Raw genomic sequence first — 21,250 nt, forward strand, 5'->3', positions numbered from 1 at the left:
TTAACGCCCCAGATAAACGTCGATAACCCGATCGTCCGCCTGCACTTCGCGTAACGATCCCTCGGCCAAAACCTGGCCCTGATGCAGCACGGTGACGTGATCGGCAATGGTTTCAACAAAGCCCATGTCGTGCTCGACCACCATCAGCGAATGCTTACCGGCGAGGCTGCGAAACAGCTCGGCGGTGTATTCGGTTTCGGCATCGGTCATGCCGGCTGCCGGTTCATCCAGCAGCAGCAGATGCGGGTCCTGTACCAGCAGCATGCCGATTTCCAGAAACTGCTTCTGGCCGTGCGACAGCAAACCGGCTTTGCGCTGGCGTTCGGCACCCAGCCGCAGCAGTTTTAGCACCTCATCAATGCGATCCTGCTGCTCGCCGTTCAGCCGCGCACGCAGGCTGGCCCACACCGATTTGTCGTTTTTCAGCGCGATTTCCAGATTCTCAAATACCGTTAGCGCTTCGAATACCGTGGGTTTCTGGAACTTGCGCCCAATACCGGCGCGCGCGATCTCCACCGGCGACATTTTGCTGAGATCGGTATCCTGGTCGTAGATCACCTGGCCATTATCCGGCCGGGTTTTACCGGTGATCACATCCATCAGCGTGGTTTTTCCCGCGCCGTTGGGGCCGATCACGCAGCGCAGTTCGCCCACGCCGATCTTCAGTGAGAGATCGGTGAGCGCACGAAAGCCGTCGAACGAGACGTTGATCTTCTCCAGCTGCAATACCGGATCGCTTTGTTCACGATAGCGATCCGAGGGATGAGGTTGGGTAAACAGTTGTTCAGTCATCACGCCTCCGGCGCAGCAGGCCAATCACGCCACGCGGCAGGAACAGCGTGACCAGGATAAACATCAGGCCAAGGAAAAACAGCCAATATTCCGGGAAGGCGACGGTGAACCAGCTTTTGGCTCCGTTAACGATGGCGGCACCAAGCAGCGGACCAATCAGCGTGCCGCGTCCGCCCAGCGCCACCCATATCGCCGCTTCAATCGAGTTGGTTGGCGACATTTCGCTGGGGTTGATAATGCCAACCTGCGGCACGTAGAGCGCGCCCGCCAGCCCGCACAGCACCGCCGACAGCGTCCAGACAAACAGCTTGAAGCCTTTGGGATCGTATCCGATGAACATCAGGCGGTTCTCCGCATCGCGCACCGCGGTCAACACGCGGCCAAACTTGCTGCGTGCCAGCGCGAAGCCAATGCCGAGGCTTACCAGCAGCAGCAGCACCGTGGCGACAAACAGTCCAATACGCGTGCCGGTAGCGGTGACGTTAAAGCCGAGCAATGTGGTGAAGCCGGTAAAGCCGTTATTACCGCCGAAGCCGGTTTCGTTGCGGAAAAACAGCAGCATGCCAGCGTAGGTCAGCGCCTGCGTCATGATTGAGAAGTAAACGCCTTTGATTTTCGAGCGGAAGGCGAAGAAGCCAAACACCAGCGCCAGTAAACCCGGCACCAGCATGATCAGGCACAGCGCCCAGGCAAAATGTTGCGTGCCCGCCCAAAACCACGGCAGCTCACTCCATGAAAGAAAAGACATGAACGCAGGCAGGCCGTCGCCGGATGCCTGGCGCATCAAATACATGCCCATCGCATAGCCGCCAAGCGCGAAGAACAGGCCGTGACCGAGCGACAGCAGCCCGGCGTAACCCCACACCAAATCGAGCGCCACTGCGACCACGGCGTAACAGAGAATCTTGCCGACCAGCGTTAGCGTGTAAGTGGAGATCGCCAGCGGATGGGTGGCGGGCAGCAGGGCGCAGAACGGCAGCGCCAGCAGCAGCACAGCGATCACCACGCCGAGGCTGAGCGTCAGGCGTGGCGCTTTGCGCGCAATAGTTAACGTCATTGGCTGGCTCATCAGTCAATCACCCTCCCTTTGAAGGCAAACAGGCCCTGCGGACGTTTCTGGATAAACAGCACGATCAGCACGAGGATGAGGATTTTTCCCAGCACCGCGCCAATCTGCGGCTCCAGCACTTTATTAAGAATGCCGAGACCAAAGGCCGCGACCACGGTGCCCGCCAGTTGGCCGACGCCACCCAGCACCACCACGAGGAAGGAGTCGATGATGTAGCCCTGACCGAGCTCCGGCCCGACGTTGCCGAGCTGCGACAGCGCCACGCCGCCGAGTCCGGCGATGCCAGAACCGAGGCCAAACGCCAGCATATCGATACGTCCGGTCGGCACGCCGCAGCAGTCGGCCATTGCGCGGTTTTGCGTCACGGCGCTCACGCTCAGGCCGAGACGGGTTTTATTCAGCAGTAGCCAGGTGAGGGCCAGCACGGCAAACACAAACAGGATCACCGCGATACGGTTGTACGGCAGCACCAGATTCGGTAATAGCTGCAGCCCGCCGGAGAGCCAGCCTGGGTTAGCCACTTCCAGGTTCTGCGCGCCAAACAGCATGCGCACCAGTTGAATCAGCATCAGGCTGATACCCCAGGTGGCGAGCAGCGTTTCCAGCGGACGTCCGTACAGATGGCGGATGATGGTGCGCTCCAGCAGCATGCCCATGCAGGCGGTGACCAGAAAGGCCACCGGCAGCGCCAGCAGCGGATACCAGGCCAGCCACTGCGGTGCGAACTGCTGGAACAGGCTTTGCACAAACCAGGTGGCGTAGGCACCCAGCATCAGCATTTCGCCGTGCGCCATGTTGATTACGCCCAGCAGGCCGTAGGTGATCGCCAGACCGAGCGCGGCCAGCAGCAGAATCGAACCGAGCGACAGGCCGGTAAACGCCTGACCGAGCAGATCGCCCCACATCAGGCGCTGTTTAATCTGCTTCAGGCTGGCGGCGGCGGCATCACGCACGCTGGCATCGGGTTCATTGCTGGACTGGGTTAAGCGCGTGAGGCTGGCCTGCATGTTGGGATCGCTGGATTCGCCGAGCAGTTTGACAGCCTTAAGGCGCAGCGCCGCATCCGGGCTGGCGAGTTGCAGGTTGGCCGCTGCCATCAGCAGTACGTCGTGCACTTTCGCGTCTTTTTCCAGCGTCAGACGCTGCTCAATCAGCGGCAGCATGTCGGCGACGCCATCATTTTGCAGTTGTTGTGCGGCACGTAAACGGATCGCGGCATCATCGCTCACCAGCTGATGGGCGGCGAGGGCGCTGGCGATCAATACGCGCAGGCGGTTGTTCATAAACAGCTTTTTGGTGTCGCCGTCGGGCTGTTGCGCGCTGTCGAGCGGCTGCAACGCTTCGCCTTGTTTGCTGAACGGCTGCTGTTTTTGGTCGATGACCACGGTTTCATTGCGCAGCGCCTGCAGCAGCGGCAAGCGACTGGCCTGCGGTGCGGCGGCCCACTGCTGGAGCAGCGTGGCTTGTTGCGCGCGGCTGGCGGCCGCGAAGTCTGCGCCATCGCCCGCCTGGGCGAGCCAGGGCAGCAGTAACAGCAGACAGCAGAGATAACGGCGGATTGTCATGGTTCTGGCCCTGATGGTGAGAAGTTGTGCTGGGCGGGGATTGGTGTTGCTGTCCCCCATCCCGGCCTTCCCCCATGAATGGGGGAAGGAGACGCTGCCACATGCATGTTCATTGCTGGCATTGGGCAACGTCTTCATCCCCCATTCATGGGGAGGACCGAGGAGGGGGACAGCCAGCACAACCCCTACTGCGTTGATTTCACCGGATGGTCCGGCTTCTTATCGTTACCCGCGATGTACGGGCTCCACGGCTGGGCGCGTACCGGTTGCTCGGTCTGCCACACCACGTTGAACTGACCGTTCTCTTCCACTTCACCAATCATCACTGGCTTATGCAGGTGATGGTTGGTTTTATCCATGGTCAGGGTGAAACCGTCCGGGGCTTTAAAGGTCTGTCCCGCCATCGCCGCGCGCACTTTATCCACATCGGTGGTGCCCGCTTTCTCTACCGCCTGCGCCCACATGTGCAGGCCAACGTAGGTCGCTTCCATCGGGTCGTTGGTCACCACGGTGTTGGCGTTCGGCAGGTTGTGCGCCTTAGCGTAGGCACGGTAATCCGCGACGAACTTCTGGTTAGTTGGGTTATCCACCGACTCGAAGTAGTTCCACGCCGCTAGCTGACCGACCAGCGGTTTGGTATCAATGCCGCGCAACTCTTCCTCGCCGACGGAGAAGGCGATCACCGGGATATCCGTGGCTTTGATGCCCTGATTGGCCAGCTCTTTGTAGAACGGCACGTTGGAGTCGCCGTTGATGGTGGAGATCACCGCGGTTTTGCCACCGGCAGAGAACTTCTTAATGTTGGAGACGATGGTCTGATAATCGCTGTAACCAAACGGCGTATAGACCTCTTCGATGTCTTTATCCTGTACCCCTTTGGTGTGCAGGAAGGCGCGCAGTATCTTGTTGGTGGTGCGCGGATAGACGTAGTCGGTGCCCAGCAGGAAGAAGCGTTTCGCGCTGCCGCCATCTTCACTCATCAGGTATTCCACCGCCGGAATCGCCTGTTGGTTCGGCGCGGCGCCGGTGTAGAACACGTTCGGCGACATCTCTTCGCCTTCGTACTGCACCGGATAGAACAGCAGGCCGTTCAGCTCCTCAAACACCGGTAGCACCGATTTACGCGATACCGAAGTCCAGCAGCCAAACACCGCCGCCACTTTGTCTTGGGTCAGCAGCTGGCGCGCTTTCTCAGCGAAAAGCGGCCAGTTGGAGGCCGGATCGACCACCACAGGTTCCAGCTTTTTGCCCAGCACGCCGCCTTTGGCGTTGATCTCATCGATAGTCATCAGCGCCACATCCTTCAGCGGCGTTTCGGAGATCGCCATGGTGCCGGAGAGGGAGGACATAATGCCGACCTTGATGGTGTCAGCAGCCTGCGCCGCAAAGGCAAAGCCCATGCTGGCCACAGAGGCAGAGAGCGCGAAAGCCTTGAGCAACGAACGTCTTTTCATCAGTAAACCCCTCACGATGTTTGTATTGTTATTCAATGGGTTGAAGTCGAGCCTGCTGTAACATATGCAATGTGATCTTTCTGACCTCTGCCTTACTGACGGCGATGTGGTCGGTTAAAATGCGCTGCGCCTCCTCGGTTTGTTGCTGGAAAATCGCCCGTAAAATCTGAGCGTGCTCGCGGTATGTCGCCTCCATTCGGTCGTCTCGGGTAAAATCGAGACGGCGAATGATGCGGATTTTTTCGGTCAGTTCGGCGTGGATGCGCGCCATCTCCTGATTGCCAGCGGCGGCCACCAGCGCCATGTGAAAGGCTTCATCCTGCGCCGAAACCGCTTTGCCATCGGCCAGCGGCGGTGCATCCATCCAGAAGCTTTTCAGCGCGGTGAGCATGTCGATGCACTGCGGTGCGGGCAGTGCGCACAAGCGGCGCACCGCTTCGCACTCCAGCACGGTGCGAAAGTCGTACAGCTCTTCGAAATATTCAAAGTCAAACGGCTTCACCTGCCAGCCGCTGCGGAACCACACTTCGACGTAGCCCTCGCGCTCCAGCCAGAACAGCGCCTGACGCACCGGCGTGCGGCTCACTTCCAGCCGATCGGCGATTTCGTTTTCGCTAAAACGATCGCCCGGCATCAGTCGGAACTCAAAAATGTCCTGCTTCAGCGCCTGATAAACCTTCTCGGCCAGCGCTTCCGGACGACCTTTGCTACGAGGGCTCGTGTTCATGCCAGCTCCTTATTCCAGCCACAGCAGGGCATCGCCCGGACTCACCGGACGTCCTGCCTGGCAGGCAATGCGTTTCACCGTGCCGGCCTGCGGCGCGACAATCGCCAGTTCCATTTTCATCGCTTCCACGATGATCAGCGTTTGACCGGCTTCCACCGCGTCGCCTGGCTGAACCAGCACTTTCCAGATGTTGCCGTTCATATCGGCGCACACCGCCAGCGCATCGTCGTCGACTTCGGCCACCACCAGGGTTTCTTCGCTGGTGAGCGGCGCGTTCTTCTCTTCCTGCGCCCACAGCGTCACTTCCTGTTCGAAAGCGGCGGACTGACGCTGGCGGAAATCGCTGATCGACGCGGCGTTTTCCGCCAGGAATTGATGATGGGCGGCGAAGTCGAAGACCGTTTCTTCGATGCGCACCGCGGCGCGGCCTTCGCGGAAGTCATCGCGCAGCTGCGTCAGTTCGTCTTCCGTTACCGGATAGAAGCGCACCTGATCGAAGAAGTGCAGCAGCCACGGCTCGTCGGCCGCGAACTGATCGTTTTTCAGGAATTTGTTCCAGATTGGCAGCGTGCGGCCCACCAGCTGATAACCGCCGGGTGAATCCATGCCGTAGATGCACATGTACATGCCGCCAATGCCAACCGTGCCTTCGGCGGTAAAGGTGCGCGCCGGGCTGTATTTGGAGCTGAGCAGGCGATGGCGTGGATCGATCGGTACCGCGCACGGCGCGCCGAGATAGACATCGCCGAGGCCGAGAATCAGGTAGCTGGCATCAAAAAGGGTGTCGCGCACCGCTTCGCGGCTCGCTAAGCCATTAATACGCTGGATAAAATCGACGTTATTTGGCAACCACGGCGCGCTGGCACGCACAGTTTCCTGATAACGTTCGACCGCGCCGAGCGTGGCGCTGTCTTCAAAGGCCATCGGCATCCAGACAATACGCGACGGCACTTTCAGCTGGCTGACATCGCCGAGCCCGGCTTCCAGTTCCAGCAGCAGCTGCATCAGCTGTTTCTGGCTGAGAATCAGGCTGTCGTAGCGTACCTGCAGAGAGCGCACGCCCGGCGACAGCTCTTCCACGCCCGGCACCGCGCGTTCACGTAGCGCATTCATCAGCAGATGCACGCGCAGACGCAGCGCCAGATCCAGCACGTTATCGCCGTACTCAATCAGCACATATTTGTCGCCCGCCTGGCGATAAACCGCCGCTGGCGTGGTTGCCGTGGCGGGGAGCGCCGCCAGCAAGGTGGCGGAACCGATAGCGCTGGCTGCTAAAGAGGGCACCGCAAAGGCCGGCGCGTGGCTGCTGCGCAGCGTGGCCACGCTGTGCGCCTGGGCTTTTTCCAGCGCCACCGCTTCGTCGGCGCTGATTGGGTGGAAGCGAATTTTATCGCCCGGTTTCACCTGGCCGACTTTCCACAGTTCGGCTTTGGCGATGGTCACCGGGCAGACGAAGCCGCCGAGGCTAGGGCCGTCGTGCGTCAGGATCACCGGGAAGTCGCCGGTGAAGTTCACCGCGCCGATGGCGTATTCGCAGTCATGCACGTTGGACGGATGCAGGCCGGCTTCGCCGCCGTTGGCGCGCGTCCATGTCGGTTTCGGGCCAACCAAACGCACGCCGAGGCGGTTGGAGTTGTAGTGCACCTGCCAGTCGCTGGCAAAGAACTCATCAATCGCCGCCTGAGTGAAGAAGTCCGGTGCGCCGTGCGGTCCATACAGCACGCCGATGCGCCATTCAGTGCCGTAGTGCGGCACCAGCGCATGATCGAGCGCCTGCGGGGCGCTGACCGGCGCGGGCGTGGTGCAGGCGGCAAGCTGCGGCTGGGAGATTGGCAGCATGTCGGCGACGCGCAGAGTGCGTCCGGCGTGGCCGCCAAACTGGCCGAGCGAGAAGGTGGATCGGCTGCCGAGATATTCCGGCACGTCGAACCCGTTGCGCACCGCTAAGTAGGTGCGGCAGCCGCTCTGCGCGCGGCCCAGCGTCAGGGTTTGTCCCGCTTTGACGCTGACGGGCTGCCAGTAGGCGATGTTTTCGCCATCGACGTCGGCTGGGCAATCAGCGCCGGTCAGGGCGATAACGGCATCGCTGTGGAAGCGCAGCGTGGGGCCTTGCAGCGTGAATTCCAGACCGGCGGCGCTGTCGTGGTTGCCGACAATGCGGTTGGCGAGGCGGAAGGCGAAATCGTCCATTGGACCGGATGGCGGCACGCCGATATCCCAGTAGCCGAGGCGGCCAGGGAAATCCTGAATGCTGCTGAAGGTGCCGGGTTGCACCACTTCAATCACGCTGGCGGCTGGTGTGAAGCTATCGAGGAAGCGCGTCCACACGTTGCCGCTGCGGAAGGCGTCGGTGGCGACGATCTGGCGCAGATAATCGAGATTGCTGGCGATGCCGTGCAGCTGCGTGGCGTCGAGCGCCTGCTGCATCTTCGCCAGCGCCGCTGCGCGCGTGTCGGCATGCACGATCAGTTTGGCGACCATCGGATCGTAAAACGCCGAGACTTCGGTGCCGGTAGCGATCCAGCCATCAACGCGCACGTCATCCGGGAAACAGACGCCAGTTAACACGCCCGGACTTGGCTGGAAGTTTTTCAGCGGATCTTCGGCGTAGATACGCACTTCAATCGATGCGCCAGCGGGCGCTTGTTGCAGGCGCGCCCAGTCGAGGGCATCGCCAGCGGCGACTTTCAGCATGCACTCAACCAGATCGAGGCCGGTGACGCATTCGGTGACAGGATGTTCAACCTGCAGGCGGGTGTTCACTTCGAGGAAGTAGAAGGCATCTTGTTCGGCGTCGTAGATGTATTCCACCGTACCGGCGCTGCGATAATTCACCAGCTCGCCGAGGCGCACCGCAGAAGAGAGCAGCGCTTCACGCGTTGCCTGCGGTAGATTCGGTGCAGGCGTCTCTTCGACCACTTTCTGGTTGCGGCGCTGCAGCGAACAGTCGCGTTCGCCCAGCGCGATCACTTTGCCGCTGCCGTCGCCAAAAATCTGCACTTCAACGTGGCGCGCGCGATCAATGCAGCGTTCTAAAAACACGCCCGCATCGCTGAAGAACTGCTCGCCAAGGCGGCGCACGCTCTCCCACGCATTGCGCAGCGCATCGGCGTCGGCGCAGCGCGTCAGGCCAATGCCGCCACCGCCCGCGGTGCTTTTCAGCATCACCGGATAGCCGATGGTGTCGGCGGCGCTTAAAGCTTCTTCCAGCGAACTCAGCAGCGGCGTGCCCGGCGTCATTGGCACGCCCGCGCTGGCAGCGAGCTCACGCGCGCGGTGTTTCAGGCCAAACTCGCCAATCTGCTGCGCGGTGGGGCCGACAAAGGCGATGCCGGCTTTTTCACAGGCATCGGCAAACGGCAGGCTTTCTGACAGGAAACCGTAGCCCGGCCAGATGGCTTGCGCGCCGGTTTCCTGTGCGGCGGCGAGGATTTTATCGATGCGTAAATAGCTGTCGCTGGCTTTGTCGCCGCCGAGGGCGATGGCGACGTCGGCTTCTTTGACGTGGCGCGCGTTGCGGTCAGCATCGGAATAGACGGCGACGCTTTTCACGCCGAGGCGTTTTAAGGTGCGAATGGCGCGGCAGGCGATTTCGCCACGGTTAGCAATCAGAACGGTGCTGAACATGCTTATTTACTCCCCAGAGAGGCCAGCCAGTTGCGCCAGCCGCCAAATTCGGTAATTTCCAGCGCCTGCGACAGCACCGCCGGTTCACAGATAAAGCCTTTTACGATGCGTCCGTCGGCCAGCGTCAGCGAGCCAATGCCGAGCGGGGCCGGGATTTCCGCCACGAACTCGCCAAAGCGCGCCAGCGGGATATCCCACAGTTCGACGGTGATCGCCGCACCGCTCTCGCCACGCAGCAGGCCTGGCTTTTTAATCGGGCCATCGAGCAGGGCGAACAGACGGTAATGGCTGGCGGTTTGCGTCTCCTCGACCAGCACCGCCTGGCGCGTGGTGAGCTGGAAGTTGAGCGGCATGCCCGTGAGATGCGCACCCACCACCGCCACGCGGACGTGATCGGCGGAAACCGGCAATGCGCCTTGCTGAGCAGGCTGCGCCTTGCCGGTGGCACCGAGCGGCAGCGCCATCTGCTGCTGCCAGCGCAGGCCAAAACCAGCCAGCGCGCGATCGTGCCACGCAGGCGCAATCAGCGTGATGCCGGCAGGCAAACCATCGGCGCGGAACGGCGCAGGCAGCGCCAGCGCGCTGAGATCGGCCAGGTTGGTGAAATTGGTGTAGGTGCCGAACTGCGAGTTGTAGTGCACCGGCTCCTGCTGCATTTCGTCCAGCGTATGGATGGTTGGCGAGGTGGGCACCACCAGCGCATCGAACTGCGCCAGCGTTTGCTGAATCTGGCGCGTCAGTTCGGCGCGTAGGTATTCCGCCTGATAGGCTTCCACCGCCGTGTATTTCAGGCCGCTGCTGACGATGCCGTACACCACCGGATCCATCTCTTCCGGGCGATGGATCATCTCGCCCACCGCCACGGTGCGCTCGGCAACCCACGGACCGTAATAGAGCTGCTCGGCGAGTTGATGGAACAGAGAAAAATCGATTGGATGCAGTGTGGCGCCGCCGGCCTGCAATTGCTCCAGCGCCGCCAGCCAGGCCGCTTCGGCTTGCTTGTCGCCGAAGAATTCAGGCGTGGCGGGAATGGCGAAATCGGGCTGCGCTTTGAAGCTGGCTGGCGCGGTGTGCGGATTACTGCGCGAATAGGCATCGCCCGCGTCATAGCCGCCCGCTGCGGTAGCCACCGCGAAGGCATCTTCGACCGTTAACGCGAACACGGAAATGGTGTCATTGAGGCGGCAAGCGGGCACCACGCCGCTGGCAGAGAACCAACCTTTGGTCGGCTTGAGGCCGACAATGTTGTTAAAACCGGCGGGCACGCGGCCCGAACCGGCGGTGTCGGTGCCGAGTGAGAAGCCCACCAGACCGCGCGCCAGCACCGACGCAGAACCGGAGCTGGAACCGCCGCTGACGTAATCAGGATTGAAGGTGTTGCTCACGGCACCAAACGGCGAACGCGTGCCGACTAAGCCGGTGGCGTATTGGTCGAGGTTGGTTTTGCCAATCACCACCGCGCCTGCTGCTTTGAGCTGCGCGACAACAAAGGCATCGGCTTCGGCGGTGTAGGTGAAGGCCGGGCAGGCGGCGCTGGTCGGCCAGCCAGCGACATCAATATTATCTTTTACCGCAAACGGCACACCAAACAGCGGCAGCGCCGCCGGGTTGCGCTGATAGCTCGCCAGCAGCGGTTCAATCTGTGCCTGCAGCTGCGCGGGCGTGGCAAGATAGAGCCACGCGTTATCCTGCGCGTCGAGGGCGTCGAGATGAGCCGCCAGCAAGGCGGTAATCTGTTGTGGATCCTGTTGGTAACTGCGTTGCCAATCCTGGAGCGTAAAGCCAAAGGTCGATGCCATGAGTGAATTCCAACTGGTATACAAGATGGAATTCAACAGAGCAAAGTGCGTGCCATTTTTGTAAGCCGATGAAACCGCGTAGTTAATTGATGTGTAATACGTTTTTCTGATGATAAATTGCACAACGGCGGCGCAAACGCTGCGCAATGGCGGTGCGCGAGCGTAAATTTTGTGAAGAACATGGCAAGAGACGGTTGGCCTGGTTAGCATGAAAGAAGTCTGGCATGAGCTGGATCGCAGCACTGAGAGGAGAGCGTAATGGAGAAGTGGCGTTACTGGATGCTAGGGATCTGTCTGGTCAGCACGGCCAGCAGCGTATGGGCCGATTCGCTGGATCAGCAGCGACAGCGCTATGCGCAAATCAAGCAAGCCTGGGATAACAAACAGATGGACCAGGTGACGCAGCTGATGCCGACGCTGCAGGATTATCCGCTTTATCCTTATCTGCAATATCGCCTGCTGGCGCAGGATCTCGATCAAGAGACGCCGCTGGCGGTGAAGAACTTTATTCAACAGTATCCTACGCTGCCACCGGCGCGCTCGCTCTCAACGCGCTTTGTGAATGTGCTGGCAAACCGTCAGGATTGGCAGGGCGTACTCAGCTTCAGCCCGGATGAACCGAAACCGGTGCAGGCGCGCTGTAACTGGTATTACGCTAAGTGGGCGACCGGCCAGCAGCAGGCGGCGTTTGCCGGTGCGAAAGAGATTTGGCTGCGCGGCACCGCGTTACCGAACGACTGCGACAAGCTGTTTTCGGTATGGCAAGCCAGCGGGCAACTCTCGCCGATCACCATTCTCGAGCGTATTCGTCTGGCGATGAAAGCCGGTAACGACAGCCTGGTGAATTACCTGGCGAAAATGCTGCCGGCGGATTATCAAACCACCGCCAGCGCGCTGATTGCGCTGCAGCAGAATCCGCAAACCGTCACCACCTTTGCCAGCAGCATGGGACCCACCGATTTCACCCGCATGGCGACCAGCTACGCCTTCGCCCGCGTGGCGCGTGAGGATATGGATAACGCGCGCATGATGATCCCGCAGCTGGTGCAGGCGCAGAAGATGAGCCAGGCCGATGAGCAGGATCTGAAAGAGACCGTGGTGTGGCGCATGATGGGCGCGGATCTCACCAGCGAGCAGGCGCGCTGGCGTGATGCGGTGGTGATGAACAGCGAATCTACCGCGCTGGTGGAGCGCCGCGTACGCCTGGCGCTGAGCCAGAACGATCGTCGTGGTCTCAATACCTGGATCGCGCGTTTGCCGGTGGAAGCCAAAGAGAAAGATGAGTGGCAATACTGGCAGGCGGATCTGCTGATTTCGCAGGGCCGCAAAGAGGAAGCCAACGATATTCTGCGGAAGCTGATGCAGGCGCGCGGCTTCTATCCGATGGTCGCGGCGCAGCGTTTGGGCGTGGAGTATCCGTTGCAGGTCGACAAAGCTCCGGCAGCCGACAGCAGCGTGACGCAAGGTGCGGAAATGGCGCGCGTGCGTGAGCTGATGTATTGGGGGCTGGATAACCTGGCACGCAGCGAGTGGGCCAATCTGATCTCCAGCAAAACCCGTTCGCAGCAGCAGATGCTGGCGCGTTACGCTAACGAGCAGGATTGGTGGGATCTCAGCGTGCAGGCCACCATCACCGCGAAAATGTGGGATAGCCTGAAAGAGCGCTTCCCGCTGGCATGGCAAAACCTTTACCAGCAATACACCAGCGACAAAGGCATTCCGCAGAGTTATGCGATGGCGATTTCGCGTCAGGAGAGTGCGTGGAACCCGAAAGCGCGTTCACCGGTGGGCGCCAGCGGATTGATGCAGGTGATGCCCGCTACGGCGACGCATACCGTGAAGATGTATAACATTCCCGGCTATGTGAACAGCAGCCAGCTGCTGGATCCGCAGACCAATATTCAGATCGGTACGCAGTATCTGGAGTATGTCTATCAGCAGTTTGGTCAGAACCGCATCTTCTCTTCGGCCGCCTATAACGCCGGTCCGGGACGCGTGCGCAGCTGGCAGAAAACCAGCGGCGGTAATCTGGATGCGGTGGCGTTTATCGAAACCATCCCGTTCTCAGAAACGCGTGGCTACGTGAAAAACGTGCTGGCCTACGATGCCTATTACCGCTACTTCATGGGCAAGCCGGACAAGATTCTCGCCGACAGTGAGTGGAATCGCCAGTATTGACTGTGCTATGCTTCCGTACTCGTTAATGAGTACGGAAGCCCTTCATGAGCCAACCCCTTTCTTCCCAGCCGGAATCGGCTCAGCCTGTTGAAGATAACTGGCTGCGATTTATCGAACTGATGCAAAATGCCTTTGCCGATGGCGTGGCGCTGCCGTTATTACAACTGATGATGACGCCGGATGAACGTGAATCCTACGGGACGCGTTTGCGCATTATTGAAGAGCTGATGAACGGCGATATGAGCCAGCGTGAACTGAAGAATGAGTTGGGCGTCGGCATCGCCACCATTACGCGCGGGTCTAATAGTTTGAAAGAGGCGCCGCCAGAGCTAAAACGCTGGCTGGAAGCGCGTCTTGGCCGCGGTTAACGCTGGCTGTAGAGCGGATGGGTGAACGGACACAGCGCCAGAATCAGCGCCTGATGGTAGACGCTGGAGCGGCTCAGGAGGCCGTGGGTAAGGGCACCAATCGCGCCACCTTTGTGTTTGATATTCTCCACGCCGGTTAAGCGTGCCATCTCATCACCCAGTTCATGCCCGGCAGCCAAGCCTGCCACGACAATCGGCGGCAGCGTAAAGCTGGCCGAACGTGATTCTCCGCGCTGCTGCGCGTTTTCAATCACCATCCAAGCAAAGGCGCAATCGCCTTCGATTCCCGCTTCGATCGCCACCCAGTAATCGGCCCGTGGACGCGTTTGACGCGCGTTCTCTACCCGCTGACGTGCGCCAGTTCGCGTTTCAACATCACTAAGTGGCTGGGCTGCGACGCCGCTCTCGACCTCAACCCCTTCGATGTGGCAGGATCCTTCGCCGAAAACGTCGTTGAACGCCTGAGCAATCGCGCGAATTTTTGCCGGGTTGATGGTGGCTGCGACAACATGGTACATAATTGTTTGAACCCTCGAGGCAAATTTGTCGCAGTATAACGGAAATTAAGCATGCTACAGGTCTATCTTGTTCGTCACGGTGAAACGGTATGGAATGCGGCTCGGCGCATTCAGGGGCAGTCTGACAGCCCGTTAACGGAAAAAGGTGAGCAGCAGGCTCAGCAAGTGGGCGAGCGAGTGAAATCGCTGGGCATTACCCATGTGATTGCCAGCGATTTGGGACGGACGCGGCGTACGGCAGAGATTATCGCCGATGCGTGTGGCTGCACCGTGACGCTTGATGCGCGTCTGCGCGAGCTCAATATGGGCTGCCTGGAACAACGTCCACTCGATGGCTTAACCGAAGAAGAGGAACACTGGCGGAAAACGCTGGTGGATGGCACCACTGCTGGACGTATTCCGGGTGGCGAATCGATGGCGGAGATGGCGACGCGGATGCACGAAGCGCTGAATGCACTGCTGGAGCTGCCTGCCGGCAGCCGTCCGCTGATTGTCAGCCACGGGATGGCGCTGGGCGTGTTGGTCAGTACCATTCTCGGTTTGCCTGCGCATGCGGAACGTCGTTTGCGTCTGCGGAATTGCTCGATCTCGCGCGTGGATCATCAGCAGAGCGCGTGGCTGGCGGCCGGTTGGGTAGTTGAGACGGCGGGCGATGTGTCGCATCTGGATGCGCCAGCGTTAGACGAGCTTCAACGCTAAGCCAAAATAAAAATGCCGTCGCGATGACGGCATTTTTTTATTAGTTATTCTGTTGGCGAATCGGAATCAGGTATTCGCAGCGGATTTCCGTTGGCGGCTCGCTACGTTTTTTACCCCCGTGCGTGTAGAAACGCTCGATGTCCTGTCCCTGACGACGCACTAATCCCAGCGTTGGCATACAAGTGCCGTACAGCAGCAGGATAAATTCACCCAGCGCGCTGCGCGCACCGTTGTAGGTGAACTGCACGTAATCACCGGCTTCCACAATCACGCTCTGATTCGACTGCATGCTTTTTGCCAGCTGATCGGCAGGCACCGCAGTGGTGTAGAGAATCTCCTGCTCATCATCTTTTTCATGGCTGGCGCGCACCTGATGCAAGCCATACAGCACCGGCGGCACCGTGTCGGTTTCCAGCAGGAACTGCTTCCAGAAATGCAGGCGCATCTCATCGCGGTAGCTGGAAATCTGCTCCAGCGTACAGGAGTAACTCTGCGTCTGGCCGACCAACACCGTTTCTGGCAGCGTGACAAACTGCGCTTCCGGCATGCTGTTATCGTCGAGACGAATTGGCGGGCGAATGCCAAACGAGTTCCACTCCGATGAGCGACGATACCAGGCAGGCGTTTGGTTGAATTGCTTTTTAAACGCACGGGTAAAGGTCTGCTGCGAATCGAAGCGATATTGTAACGCGATGTCGAGGATGGGGCGGCTGGTCAGGCGAAGCGCCACCGCGGCTTTCGACAGCCTACGCGCGCGAATGTACGCACCAATCGCGTGGCTGGTTACTTCCTTGAACATCCGCTGTAGATGCCACTTGGAGTAGCCTGCTTTCTGCGCAACGTTATCTAATGAAAGCGGTTGATCCAGATGGCTCTCCAGCCAGACAAGCAAATCGCGAATGATACCGGCTTGGTCCATAAAACATCCTCATAACTCTCTGGTGGCGCAACTATGAAGTCGTCGAATAATAGCACGAAATGCACAAAAGCGTGGGGGCGGTTTGCTAATCGAGTGTGCTAAGTCAAAGCGGGTTAAAACCCTTTTAGGTTTGGTTCTCTGTTCGATTGACAGTACATTACATTCTCATCTATTCGATTGGCAATGGTAACTCAATGACAATAGCTCGTATTCTTATAATCACGTTGGCAACATATGTATTCAGTGCTGGCGTTCAGGCCGAAGAGATCGGCTCAGTTGACACGGTATTCAAGATATTTGGCCCCGATCATAAGATCGTGGTAGAAGCCTTCGATGACCCCGACGTAAAAAATGTAACCTGTTATATCAGCCGGGCAAAAACCGGCGGTATTAAAGGGGGATTAGGTTTGGCGGAAGACACGTCCGACGCGGCCATCTCCTGTCAACAGGTGGGACCGGTAGAGCTTAGCGAGAAAATCGCACAAGGCAAGGCGCAAGGTGAAGTGGTGTTCAAAAAACGCACATCACTGGTGTTTAAGAAGCTGCAGGTGGTGCGCTTCTTTGACCAGAAACGTCATGCGCTGGTGTACCTAAGCTATTCCGACAAGGTGGTGGATGGATCGCCGAAGAATGCGCTGAGCGCCGTGCCGATTATGCCGTGGCATTAATGCAGGCATAAAAAAACGCCCTCACGGGCGTTTTTTCTTTCAACGCTTAATCCTGCAGTTCGCCGCAGAAGCGGTAACCTTCGCCGTGAATGGTGGCGATGATTTCTGGCGTGTCTGGCGTGGATTCGAAATGCTTACGGATGCGGCGGATGGTGACATCCACGGTACGGTCATGCGGCTTCAGCTCGCGGCCGGTCATCTTCTTCAGCAAGTCACCACGCGTCTGGATTTTGCCAGGGTTTTCACAGAAGTGCAGCATGGCGCGGAATTCACTGCGCGGCAGCTTGTACTGGTCGCCGTTCGGACTGATCAGTGAGCGGCTGTTGATATCCAGCTCCCAACCGTTGAAGCGATAGCTTTCAACGGTACGGCGTTCTTCACTTGGCATCGCCAGATTCATGGTGCGCGACAGCAAATTGCGTGCACGAATCGTCAACTCACGCGGATTGAACGGTTTGGTGATGTAATCATCGGCACCGATTTCCAGACCGAGGATTTTATCCACTTCATTATCACGGCCGGTAAGGAACATCAGCGCGACGTTTGCTTGCTCACGCAATTCGCGCGCCAACAGCAAACCGTTTTTACCTGGCAGGTTGATATCCATAATCACCAGATTGACGTCATTTTCCGTCAAAACCTGATGCATCTCGGCGCCGTCGGTGGCTTCATAGACCACGTAACCTTCTGCCTCAAAGATACTTTTGAGGGTGTTACGCGTGACCAGTTCGTCTTCAACGATAAGAATGTGCGGGGTCTGCATGTTTCGCTACCTAAAATTTGCCAACAAATCGAAAACAGGGCGTACGTCGGTTACGCTAATGTGCTGCAACCGGTATACGAAATAATCTTCGGAATACACCATCCATCTACGTCAACTTCAGTGTTAGCTCAGCCAGTCAGGATGGATATTTGCACGCCCCGAGGATCTCGGACAGGCGCTCATCCTAACCGTATTAACAGCAACCTAACAGCACCAACAACAACCGATAAGCATAAAAACAACGCTTCGTTGACTTATATCAAATGCAAGTGTAGCACGTTAACACTTTTATGAAAAACTTCTCCAGGATTGCTAGTTTAGCTCACAAAATGCAGCATTTTTGCTACATTTCGTCCTTATAAAACCAAAACTAAAACACGCAGGAAATTATATTTCAATGATATGAAAGAAAAGGGTTTTATATTCAATAGGTCCGATAATTTTGCTTATGCCCGCTAATTTCCACTACAGCTGGATTTATCCCTCTTTTAACATCGTTAACATCTTATTTTCTCCTCTAGCCGCAGTTGGTATTTTCTCTCCTGCATGCCAACATAATGCGAGTTGTTAACAGTTCGATGGAAAAATCATGCATTTCCCCTTAATCCTTGTCTCTCCCGCTCGTCCGGAAAATATCGGTGCGGCTGCTCGCGCTATGAAAACCATGGGATTTAGCGAGCTGCGCATTGTCGCCAGCGATGCCTGGCAAGATCCCGCAGCACGTCGAGTGGCGCACGGCGCCGGTGAGATCCTCGATAACGTCAAAACCTACGCCACGCTGAGCGAGGCGCTCAAGGATGTCGATTTTTCCGTAGCGACCACCGCACGTAGCCGCGCGAAATTCCGCTATTACGCTACGCCCAGCCAGGTTGAAAACATCCTGCAGGAGAAGCGCCAATGGCTGAGCCGCATCGCGTTGGTGTTTGGCCGTGAAGACAGCGGCTTAACCAATGAAGAGCTGGAGCAGGTCGATCTGTTAACCGGCATTCCGATGGCCAATGATTATCCGTCGCTGAATCTCGGTCAGGCAGTGATGGTGTATTGCTATCAGCTGTCGGCGCTCAATCAGATTGCGGCTGAGACCGCAGAAGTGGCGAATGAGCAGCAGTTGCAGGCATTGCGCCAGCGCTTTCATCAGTTGCTGGTCAAGCTGGATGTGAGTGATGACGTCAAAATGGCGGACTGGATCGATCAGCGCATCGGCCTGCTGGAACAGCGTGACAGCGCCATGCTGCATCGTTTGTTACACGACGTAGAAAAAAAACTTATAGATAATTGCTCGGATAAATCCTGAGATGCTAGTGACTGATGCGGCAATCCGCCGCATCTCCTGAACGATCGCGATAATTTTTGCCTCAGCAAGCGCAGCACTGCGCAACGCCAGGGACGGCGCGGCTAAGACAAATTCGTTGACTTAACGTGCGCTTTGCTTTACTTCTGGAAGGCAGACGGACAAGACAAAGACAGACAGAAAAAAATCTAAATGCGTAAACTCAGCCTGAACACCACAATTATTATTACCACCACCATTACCACAGGTAACGGTGCGGGCTGACGCATACAGGAAAAACAAAGAAAAAAGCCCGCACCTAAACAGTGCGGGCTTTTTTTTCGGCAAAAATTCAGGAGAGCTTCAAATATGCGAGTGCTGAAATTCGGCGGAACCTCAGTAGCCAATGCGGAACGTTTTCTCCGTGTGGCGGATATTCTGGAAAGCAATGCACAACAGGGACAGGTTGCGACCGTACTCTCTGCACCAGCAAAAATTACCAATCATCTGGTGGCGATGATTGAGAAAACCATCAGCGGCCTGGACACGTTGCCGAATATCAGCGATGCCGAACGTATTTTTGCCGATCTGTTGCAAGGCTTGCGTGATGCGCAGCCGGGCTTTGATTATGACGGACTGAAAACCCGCGTTGAACTGGAATTTGCACAGCTGAAACAAGTGCTGCACGGCATCAGCTTGCTGGGCCAATGTCCGGACGCTGTGAATGCCGCCATCATCTGCCGTGGCGAAAAGCTGTCGATTGCTATTATGGAAGCGCTGCTGCAGGCGCGCGGCCACAAAGTTACCGTTATCGATCCGGTGGAGAAGTTGCTGGCGATTGGTCATTACCTTGAATCCACCGTTGATATCGCCGAATCCACGCGTCGCATCGCCGCCAGCCAGATCCCTGCCGATCACTTTATCCTGATGGCCGGTTTCACCGCCGGTAATGAGAAGGGCGAACTGGTGGTGCTGGGCCGCAACGGTTCTGACTACTCCGCTGCCGTGTTGGCTGCGTGTTTGCGCGCTGATTGCTGTGAAATCTGGACCGATGTTGACGGTGTGTATACCTGCGACCCGCGTCAGGTGCCTGATGCGCGCTTACTGAAATCGATGTCGTATCAGGAAGCAATGGAGCTCTCCTACTTCGGCGCCAAAGTCTTGCATCCGCGTACCATCGCGCCCATCGCCCAGTTCCAGATTCCTTGCCTGATCAAAAACACCGCTAACCCGCAAGCGCCGGGCACCTTTATTGGTGGCGAAGGCGAGCTGGATGAGAATCCGGTGAAAGGCATTACTAACCTGAATAACATGGCGATGTTCAACGTGTCAGGTCCGGGCATGAAAGGCATGGTCGGCATGGCGGCGCGCGTTTTCGCCGCAATGTCACGCACCGGCATCTCCGTGGTGCTGATCACCCAATCCTCTTCGGAATACAGCATCAGCTTCTGCGTACCGCAAAGCGAGCAGGCGCGTGCGCGTCGCGTGCTGGAGGAGGAGTTCTATCTGGAGTTGAAAGATGGCTTACTCGATCCGCTGGACGTGCTGGAACAGCTGGCGGTGATCTCGGTGGTCGGTGATGGCATGCGTACGCTGCGCGGCATCTCGGCTAAATTCTTCTCGGCGCTGGCGCGTGCCAATATCAATATCGTGGCGATTGCGCAGGGCTCGTCTGAGCGTTCCATCTCGGTGGTAGTGAGCAACGATGAAGTCACCACCGGCGTGCGTGTGGTGCATCAGATGCTGTTCGCTACCGATCAGGTCATTGAAGTGTTCGTGGTCGGCGTTGGCGGTGTGGGCGCAGCGTTGCTGGATCAGCTGCATCGCCAGCAGACATGGCTGAAACAGAAGCACATCGATCTGCGCGTGTGCGGCATCGCTAACTCGCGGGCGCTGTTGACCAACGTACACGGTATCGATCTCAGCAACTGGAAGGCAGAACTGAACGAAGCCAAAGAGCCGTTCAATCTCGGTCGCCTGATGCGTTTGGTGAAAGAGTATCATCTGCTAAACCCGGTGATCGTCGATTGTACCTCCAGCCAGGCGGTTGCCGATCAGTATGCCGATTTCCTTGCCGAAGGTTTCCATGTCGTCACGCCGAACAAAAAGGCCAACACGTCGTCGTGGAATTATTACCAGCAGATGCGTGCAGCGGCAGCAAAATCGCGCCGTAAGTTCCTGTACGACACCAACGTTGGTGCCGGTTTGCCGGTGATCGAAAACCTGCAAAACCTGATGAATGCCGGGGATGAACTGATCAAATTTTCCGGTATTCTCTCTGGCTCGCTCTCCTTTATCTTCGGCAAGCTTGATGAGGGCGTTTCGCTGTCGGAAGCGACCAAAATGGCGCGTGAGATGGGCTTTACCGAGCCGGATCCGCGTGACGATCTTTCTGGCACCGATGTGGCGCGTAAGCTGCTGATTCTGGCGCGTGAAGCGGGGCATCAGCTGGAGCTTAGCGATATCGATATCGAACCGCTGCTGCCCGCCAGCCTGACGGAGATCGCCGACGTTGAGCAGTTTATGCAACGTCTGCCGGAGCTGGATAACGCCTTTGCCGCGCGCGTTGCCAAAGCGCGTGACGAAGGTAAAGTATTACGCTTCGTCGGCGCGATAGAAGAGGGTGGCGTCTGCAAAGTGAAGATTGACGCGGTGGACGGCAACGATCCGCTGTACAAAGTGAAGAACGGTGAGAATGCGCTGGCATTCTACAGCCGCTACTATCAGCCAATCCCGCTGGTTCTGCGTGGATATGGTGCAGGGAATGATGTCACAGCAGCGGGCGTATTTGCTGACCTGCTGCGTACGCTGTCGTGGAAGTTGGGAGTTTGATG

General features: G+C 58.0%; 17 protein-coding genes and 1 other annotated feature. Of the genes, 7 read left to right on the forward strand and 10 right to left on the reverse strand.

What is annotated here, in order from left to right; all coding sequences use genetic code 11:
• The 7 genes from urtD to atzF all read right to left on the reverse strand — a co-directional run bounded on the left by urtD (position 1) and on the right by atzF (position 11,033).
• Positions 1-792: an urea ABC transporter ATP-binding protein UrtD gene (urtD, locus tag AAF463_RS03065; RefSeq protein ID WP_110867489.1), complete on the reverse strand. Its 792-nt coding sequence runs from the start codon at positions 790-792 to the stop codon at positions 1-3.
• Positions 785-1,861 (reverse strand): urea ABC transporter permease subunit UrtC, encoded by a 1,077-nt coding sequence (gene urtC / locus AAF463_RS03070; RefSeq protein WP_192412424.1) that lies wholly within the window; start codon positions 1,859-1,861, stop codon positions 785-787. Before urtC ends, urtD begins: the two co-directional genes overlap by 8 nt.
• Entirely contained in the window at positions 1,861-3,426 is a 1,566-nt protein-coding gene (gene urtB / locus AAF463_RS03075) for an urea ABC transporter permease subunit UrtB (RefSeq protein ID WP_350261508.1), read from the reverse strand. Before urtB ends, urtC begins: the two co-directional genes overlap by 1 nt.
• Before the next feature lie 185 nt (positions 3,427-3,611).
• Positions 3,612-4,880 (reverse strand): urea ABC transporter substrate-binding protein, encoded by a 1,269-nt coding sequence (gene urtA / locus AAF463_RS03080; protein WP_110867492.1) that lies wholly within the window; start codon positions 4,878-4,880, stop codon positions 3,612-3,614.
• A 28-nt stretch (positions 4,881-4,908) separates the two neighbouring features.
• On the reverse strand, positions 4,909-5,607 hold the full coding sequence (locus tag AAF463_RS03085) for a GntR family transcriptional regulator (RefSeq protein ID WP_192412422.1): 699 nt from the start codon (positions 5,605-5,607) through the stop codon (positions 4,909-4,911).
• A 9-nt stretch (positions 5,608-5,616) separates the two neighbouring features.
• Entirely contained in the window at positions 5,617-9,234 is a 3,618-nt protein-coding gene (gene uca, locus AAF463_RS03090; RefSeq protein ID WP_350261509.1) for an urea carboxylase, read from the reverse strand.
• A gap of 2 nt (positions 9,235-9,236) precedes the next feature.
• Positions 9,237-11,033 (reverse strand): allophanate hydrolase, encoded by a 1,797-nt coding sequence (atzF, locus tag AAF463_RS03095; RefSeq protein ID WP_350261510.1) that lies wholly within the window; start codon positions 11,031-11,033, stop codon positions 9,237-9,239.
• A 258-nt stretch (positions 11,034-11,291) separates the two neighbouring features.
• Between atzF and sltY the strand changes: the two genes are divergently transcribed.
• Entirely contained in the window at positions 11,292-13,211 is a 1,920-nt protein-coding gene (sltY, locus tag AAF463_RS03100; protein WP_110867496.1) for a murein transglycosylase, read from the forward strand.
• Between the two features lie 44 nt (positions 13,212-13,255).
• Positions 13,256-13,579, forward strand: a complete 324-nt coding sequence (gene trpR / locus AAF463_RS03105) for a trp operon repressor (RefSeq protein ID WP_101762165.1) — start codon at positions 13,256-13,258, stop codon at positions 13,577-13,579.
• Here trpR and yjjX read toward each other — a convergent pair.
• Positions 13,576-14,097 (reverse strand): inosine/xanthosine triphosphatase, encoded by a 522-nt coding sequence (gene yjjX / locus AAF463_RS03110; protein WP_101762164.1) that lies wholly within the window; start codon positions 14,095-14,097, stop codon positions 13,576-13,578. The genes trpR and yjjX overlap by 4 nt on opposite strands.
• Positions 14,098-14,148: 51 nt before the next feature.
• On the opposite strand from yjjX, the gene gpmB reads away from it, so the two are divergent.
• Positions 14,149-14,796 (forward strand): 2,3-diphosphoglycerate-dependent phosphoglycerate mutase GpmB, encoded by a 648-nt coding sequence (gene gpmB, locus AAF463_RS03115; RefSeq protein ID WP_101762163.1) that lies wholly within the window; start codon positions 14,149-14,151, stop codon positions 14,794-14,796.
• Positions 14,797-14,836: 40 nt separating this feature from the next.
• On the opposite strand, the gene robA is transcribed toward gpmB, so the two are convergent.
• Positions 14,837-15,715, reverse strand: coding sequence for an MDR efflux pump AcrAB transcriptional activator RobA (robA, locus tag AAF463_RS03120; protein ID WP_101762162.1), 879 nt, complete (start codon positions 15,713-15,715; stop codon positions 14,837-14,839).
• A gap of 194 nt (positions 15,716-15,909) precedes the next feature.
• Between robA and creA the strand changes: the two genes are divergently transcribed.
• On the forward strand, positions 15,910-16,383 hold the full coding sequence (creA, locus tag AAF463_RS03125) for a protein CreA (RefSeq protein ID WP_101762161.1): 474 nt from the start codon (positions 15,910-15,912) through the stop codon (positions 16,381-16,383).
• A gap of 46 nt (positions 16,384-16,429) precedes the next feature.
• On the opposite strand, the gene arcA is transcribed toward creA, so the two are convergent.
• Positions 16,430-17,146: a two-component system response regulator ArcA gene (arcA, locus tag AAF463_RS03130; RefSeq protein ID WP_008108686.1), complete on the reverse strand. Its 717-nt coding sequence runs from the start codon at positions 17,144-17,146 to the stop codon at positions 16,430-16,432.
• Positions 17,147-17,735: 589 nt separating this feature from the next.
• On the opposite strand from arcA, the gene AAF463_RS03135 reads away from it, so the two are divergent.
• From AAF463_RS03135 to thrA, 3 genes are all read left to right on the forward strand, one after another.
• Positions 17,736-18,440 carry a tRNA/rRNA methyltransferase gene (locus tag AAF463_RS03135; protein ID WP_101762160.1) on the forward strand — a complete coding sequence of 235 codons (705 nt, stop codon included), beginning with the start codon at positions 17,736-17,738 and terminating at the stop codon, positions 18,438-18,440.
• 189 nt (positions 18,441-18,629) lie between these two features.
• On the forward strand, positions 18,630-18,701 hold the full coding sequence (gene thrL / locus AAF463_RS03140) for a thr operon leader peptide (protein ID WP_071531027.1): 72 nt from the start codon (positions 18,630-18,632) through the stop codon (positions 18,699-18,701).
• Positions 18,637-18,759: a sequence feature (Thr leader region), on the forward strand. It overlaps the preceding gene by 65 nt.
• Positions 18,760-18,785: 26 nt before the next feature.
• Positions 18,786-21,248 (forward strand): bifunctional aspartate kinase/homoserine dehydrogenase I, encoded by a 2,463-nt coding sequence (thrA, locus tag AAF463_RS03145; RefSeq protein ID WP_350261511.1) that lies wholly within the window; start codon positions 18,786-18,788, stop codon positions 21,246-21,248.
• Positions 21,249-21,250: the final 2 nt, after the last annotated feature.

This window comes from Pantoea sp. BJ2 (genome assembly GCF_040255075.1).
GTDB lineage: Bacteria > Pseudomonadota > Gammaproteobacteria > Enterobacterales > Enterobacteriaceae > Pantoea > Pantoea leporis.

What these genes read in the sequence shown, in the direction of transcription:
- urtD (WP_110867489.1), bottom strand. Translation starts at nt 792, where the DNA reads ATGACTGAACAACTGTTTACCCAACCTCATCCCTCGGATCGCTATCGT.
- urtC (WP_192412424.1), bottom strand. Translation starts at nt 1,861, where the DNA reads ATGAGCCAGCCAATGACGTTAACTATTGCGCGCAAAGCGCCACGCCTG.
- urtB (WP_350261508.1), bottom strand. Translation starts at nt 3,426, where the DNA reads ATGACAATCCGCCGTTATCTCTGCTGTCTGCTGTTACTGCTGCCCTGG.
- urtA (WP_110867492.1), bottom strand. Translation starts at nt 4,880, where the DNA reads ATGAAAAGACGTTCGTTGCTCAAGGCTTTCGCGCTCTCTGCCTCTGTG.
- AAF463_RS03085 (WP_192412422.1), bottom strand. Translation starts at nt 5,607, where the DNA reads ATGAACACGAGCCCTCGTAGCAAAGGTCGTCCGGAAGCGCTGGCCGAG.
- uca (WP_350261509.1), bottom strand. Translation starts at nt 9,234, where the DNA reads ATGTTCAGCACCGTTCTGATTGCTAACCGTGGCGAAATCGCCTGCCGC.
- atzF (WP_350261510.1), bottom strand. Translation starts at nt 11,033, where the DNA reads ATGGCATCGACCTTTGGCTTTACGCTCCAGGATTGGCAACGCAGTTAC.
- sltY (WP_110867496.1), top strand. Translation starts at nt 11,292, where the DNA reads ATGGAGAAGTGGCGTTACTGGATGCTAGGGATCTGTCTGGTCAGCACG.
- trpR (WP_101762165.1), top strand. Translation starts at nt 13,256, where the DNA reads ATGAGCCAACCCCTTTCTTCCCAGCCGGAATCGGCTCAGCCTGTTGAA.
- yjjX (WP_101762164.1), bottom strand. Translation starts at nt 14,097, where the DNA reads ATGTACCATGTTGTCGCAGCCACCATCAACCCGGCAAAAATTCGCGCG.
- gpmB (WP_101762163.1), top strand. Translation starts at nt 14,149, where the DNA reads ATGCTACAGGTCTATCTTGTTCGTCACGGTGAAACGGTATGGAATGCG.
- robA (WP_101762162.1), bottom strand. Translation starts at nt 15,715, where the DNA reads ATGGACCAAGCCGGTATCATTCGCGATTTGCTTGTCTGGCTGGAGAGC.
- creA (WP_101762161.1), top strand. Translation starts at nt 15,910, where the DNA reads ATGACAATAGCTCGTATTCTTATAATCACGTTGGCAACATATGTATTC.
- arcA (WP_008108686.1), bottom strand. Translation starts at nt 17,146, where the DNA reads ATGCAGACCCCGCACATTCTTATCGTTGAAGACGAACTGGTCACGCGT.
- AAF463_RS03135 (WP_101762160.1), top strand. Translation starts at nt 17,736, where the DNA reads ATGCATTTCCCCTTAATCCTTGTCTCTCCCGCTCGTCCGGAAAATATC.
- thrA (WP_350261511.1), top strand. Translation starts at nt 18,786, where the DNA reads ATGCGAGTGCTGAAATTCGGCGGAACCTCAGTAGCCAATGCGGAACGT.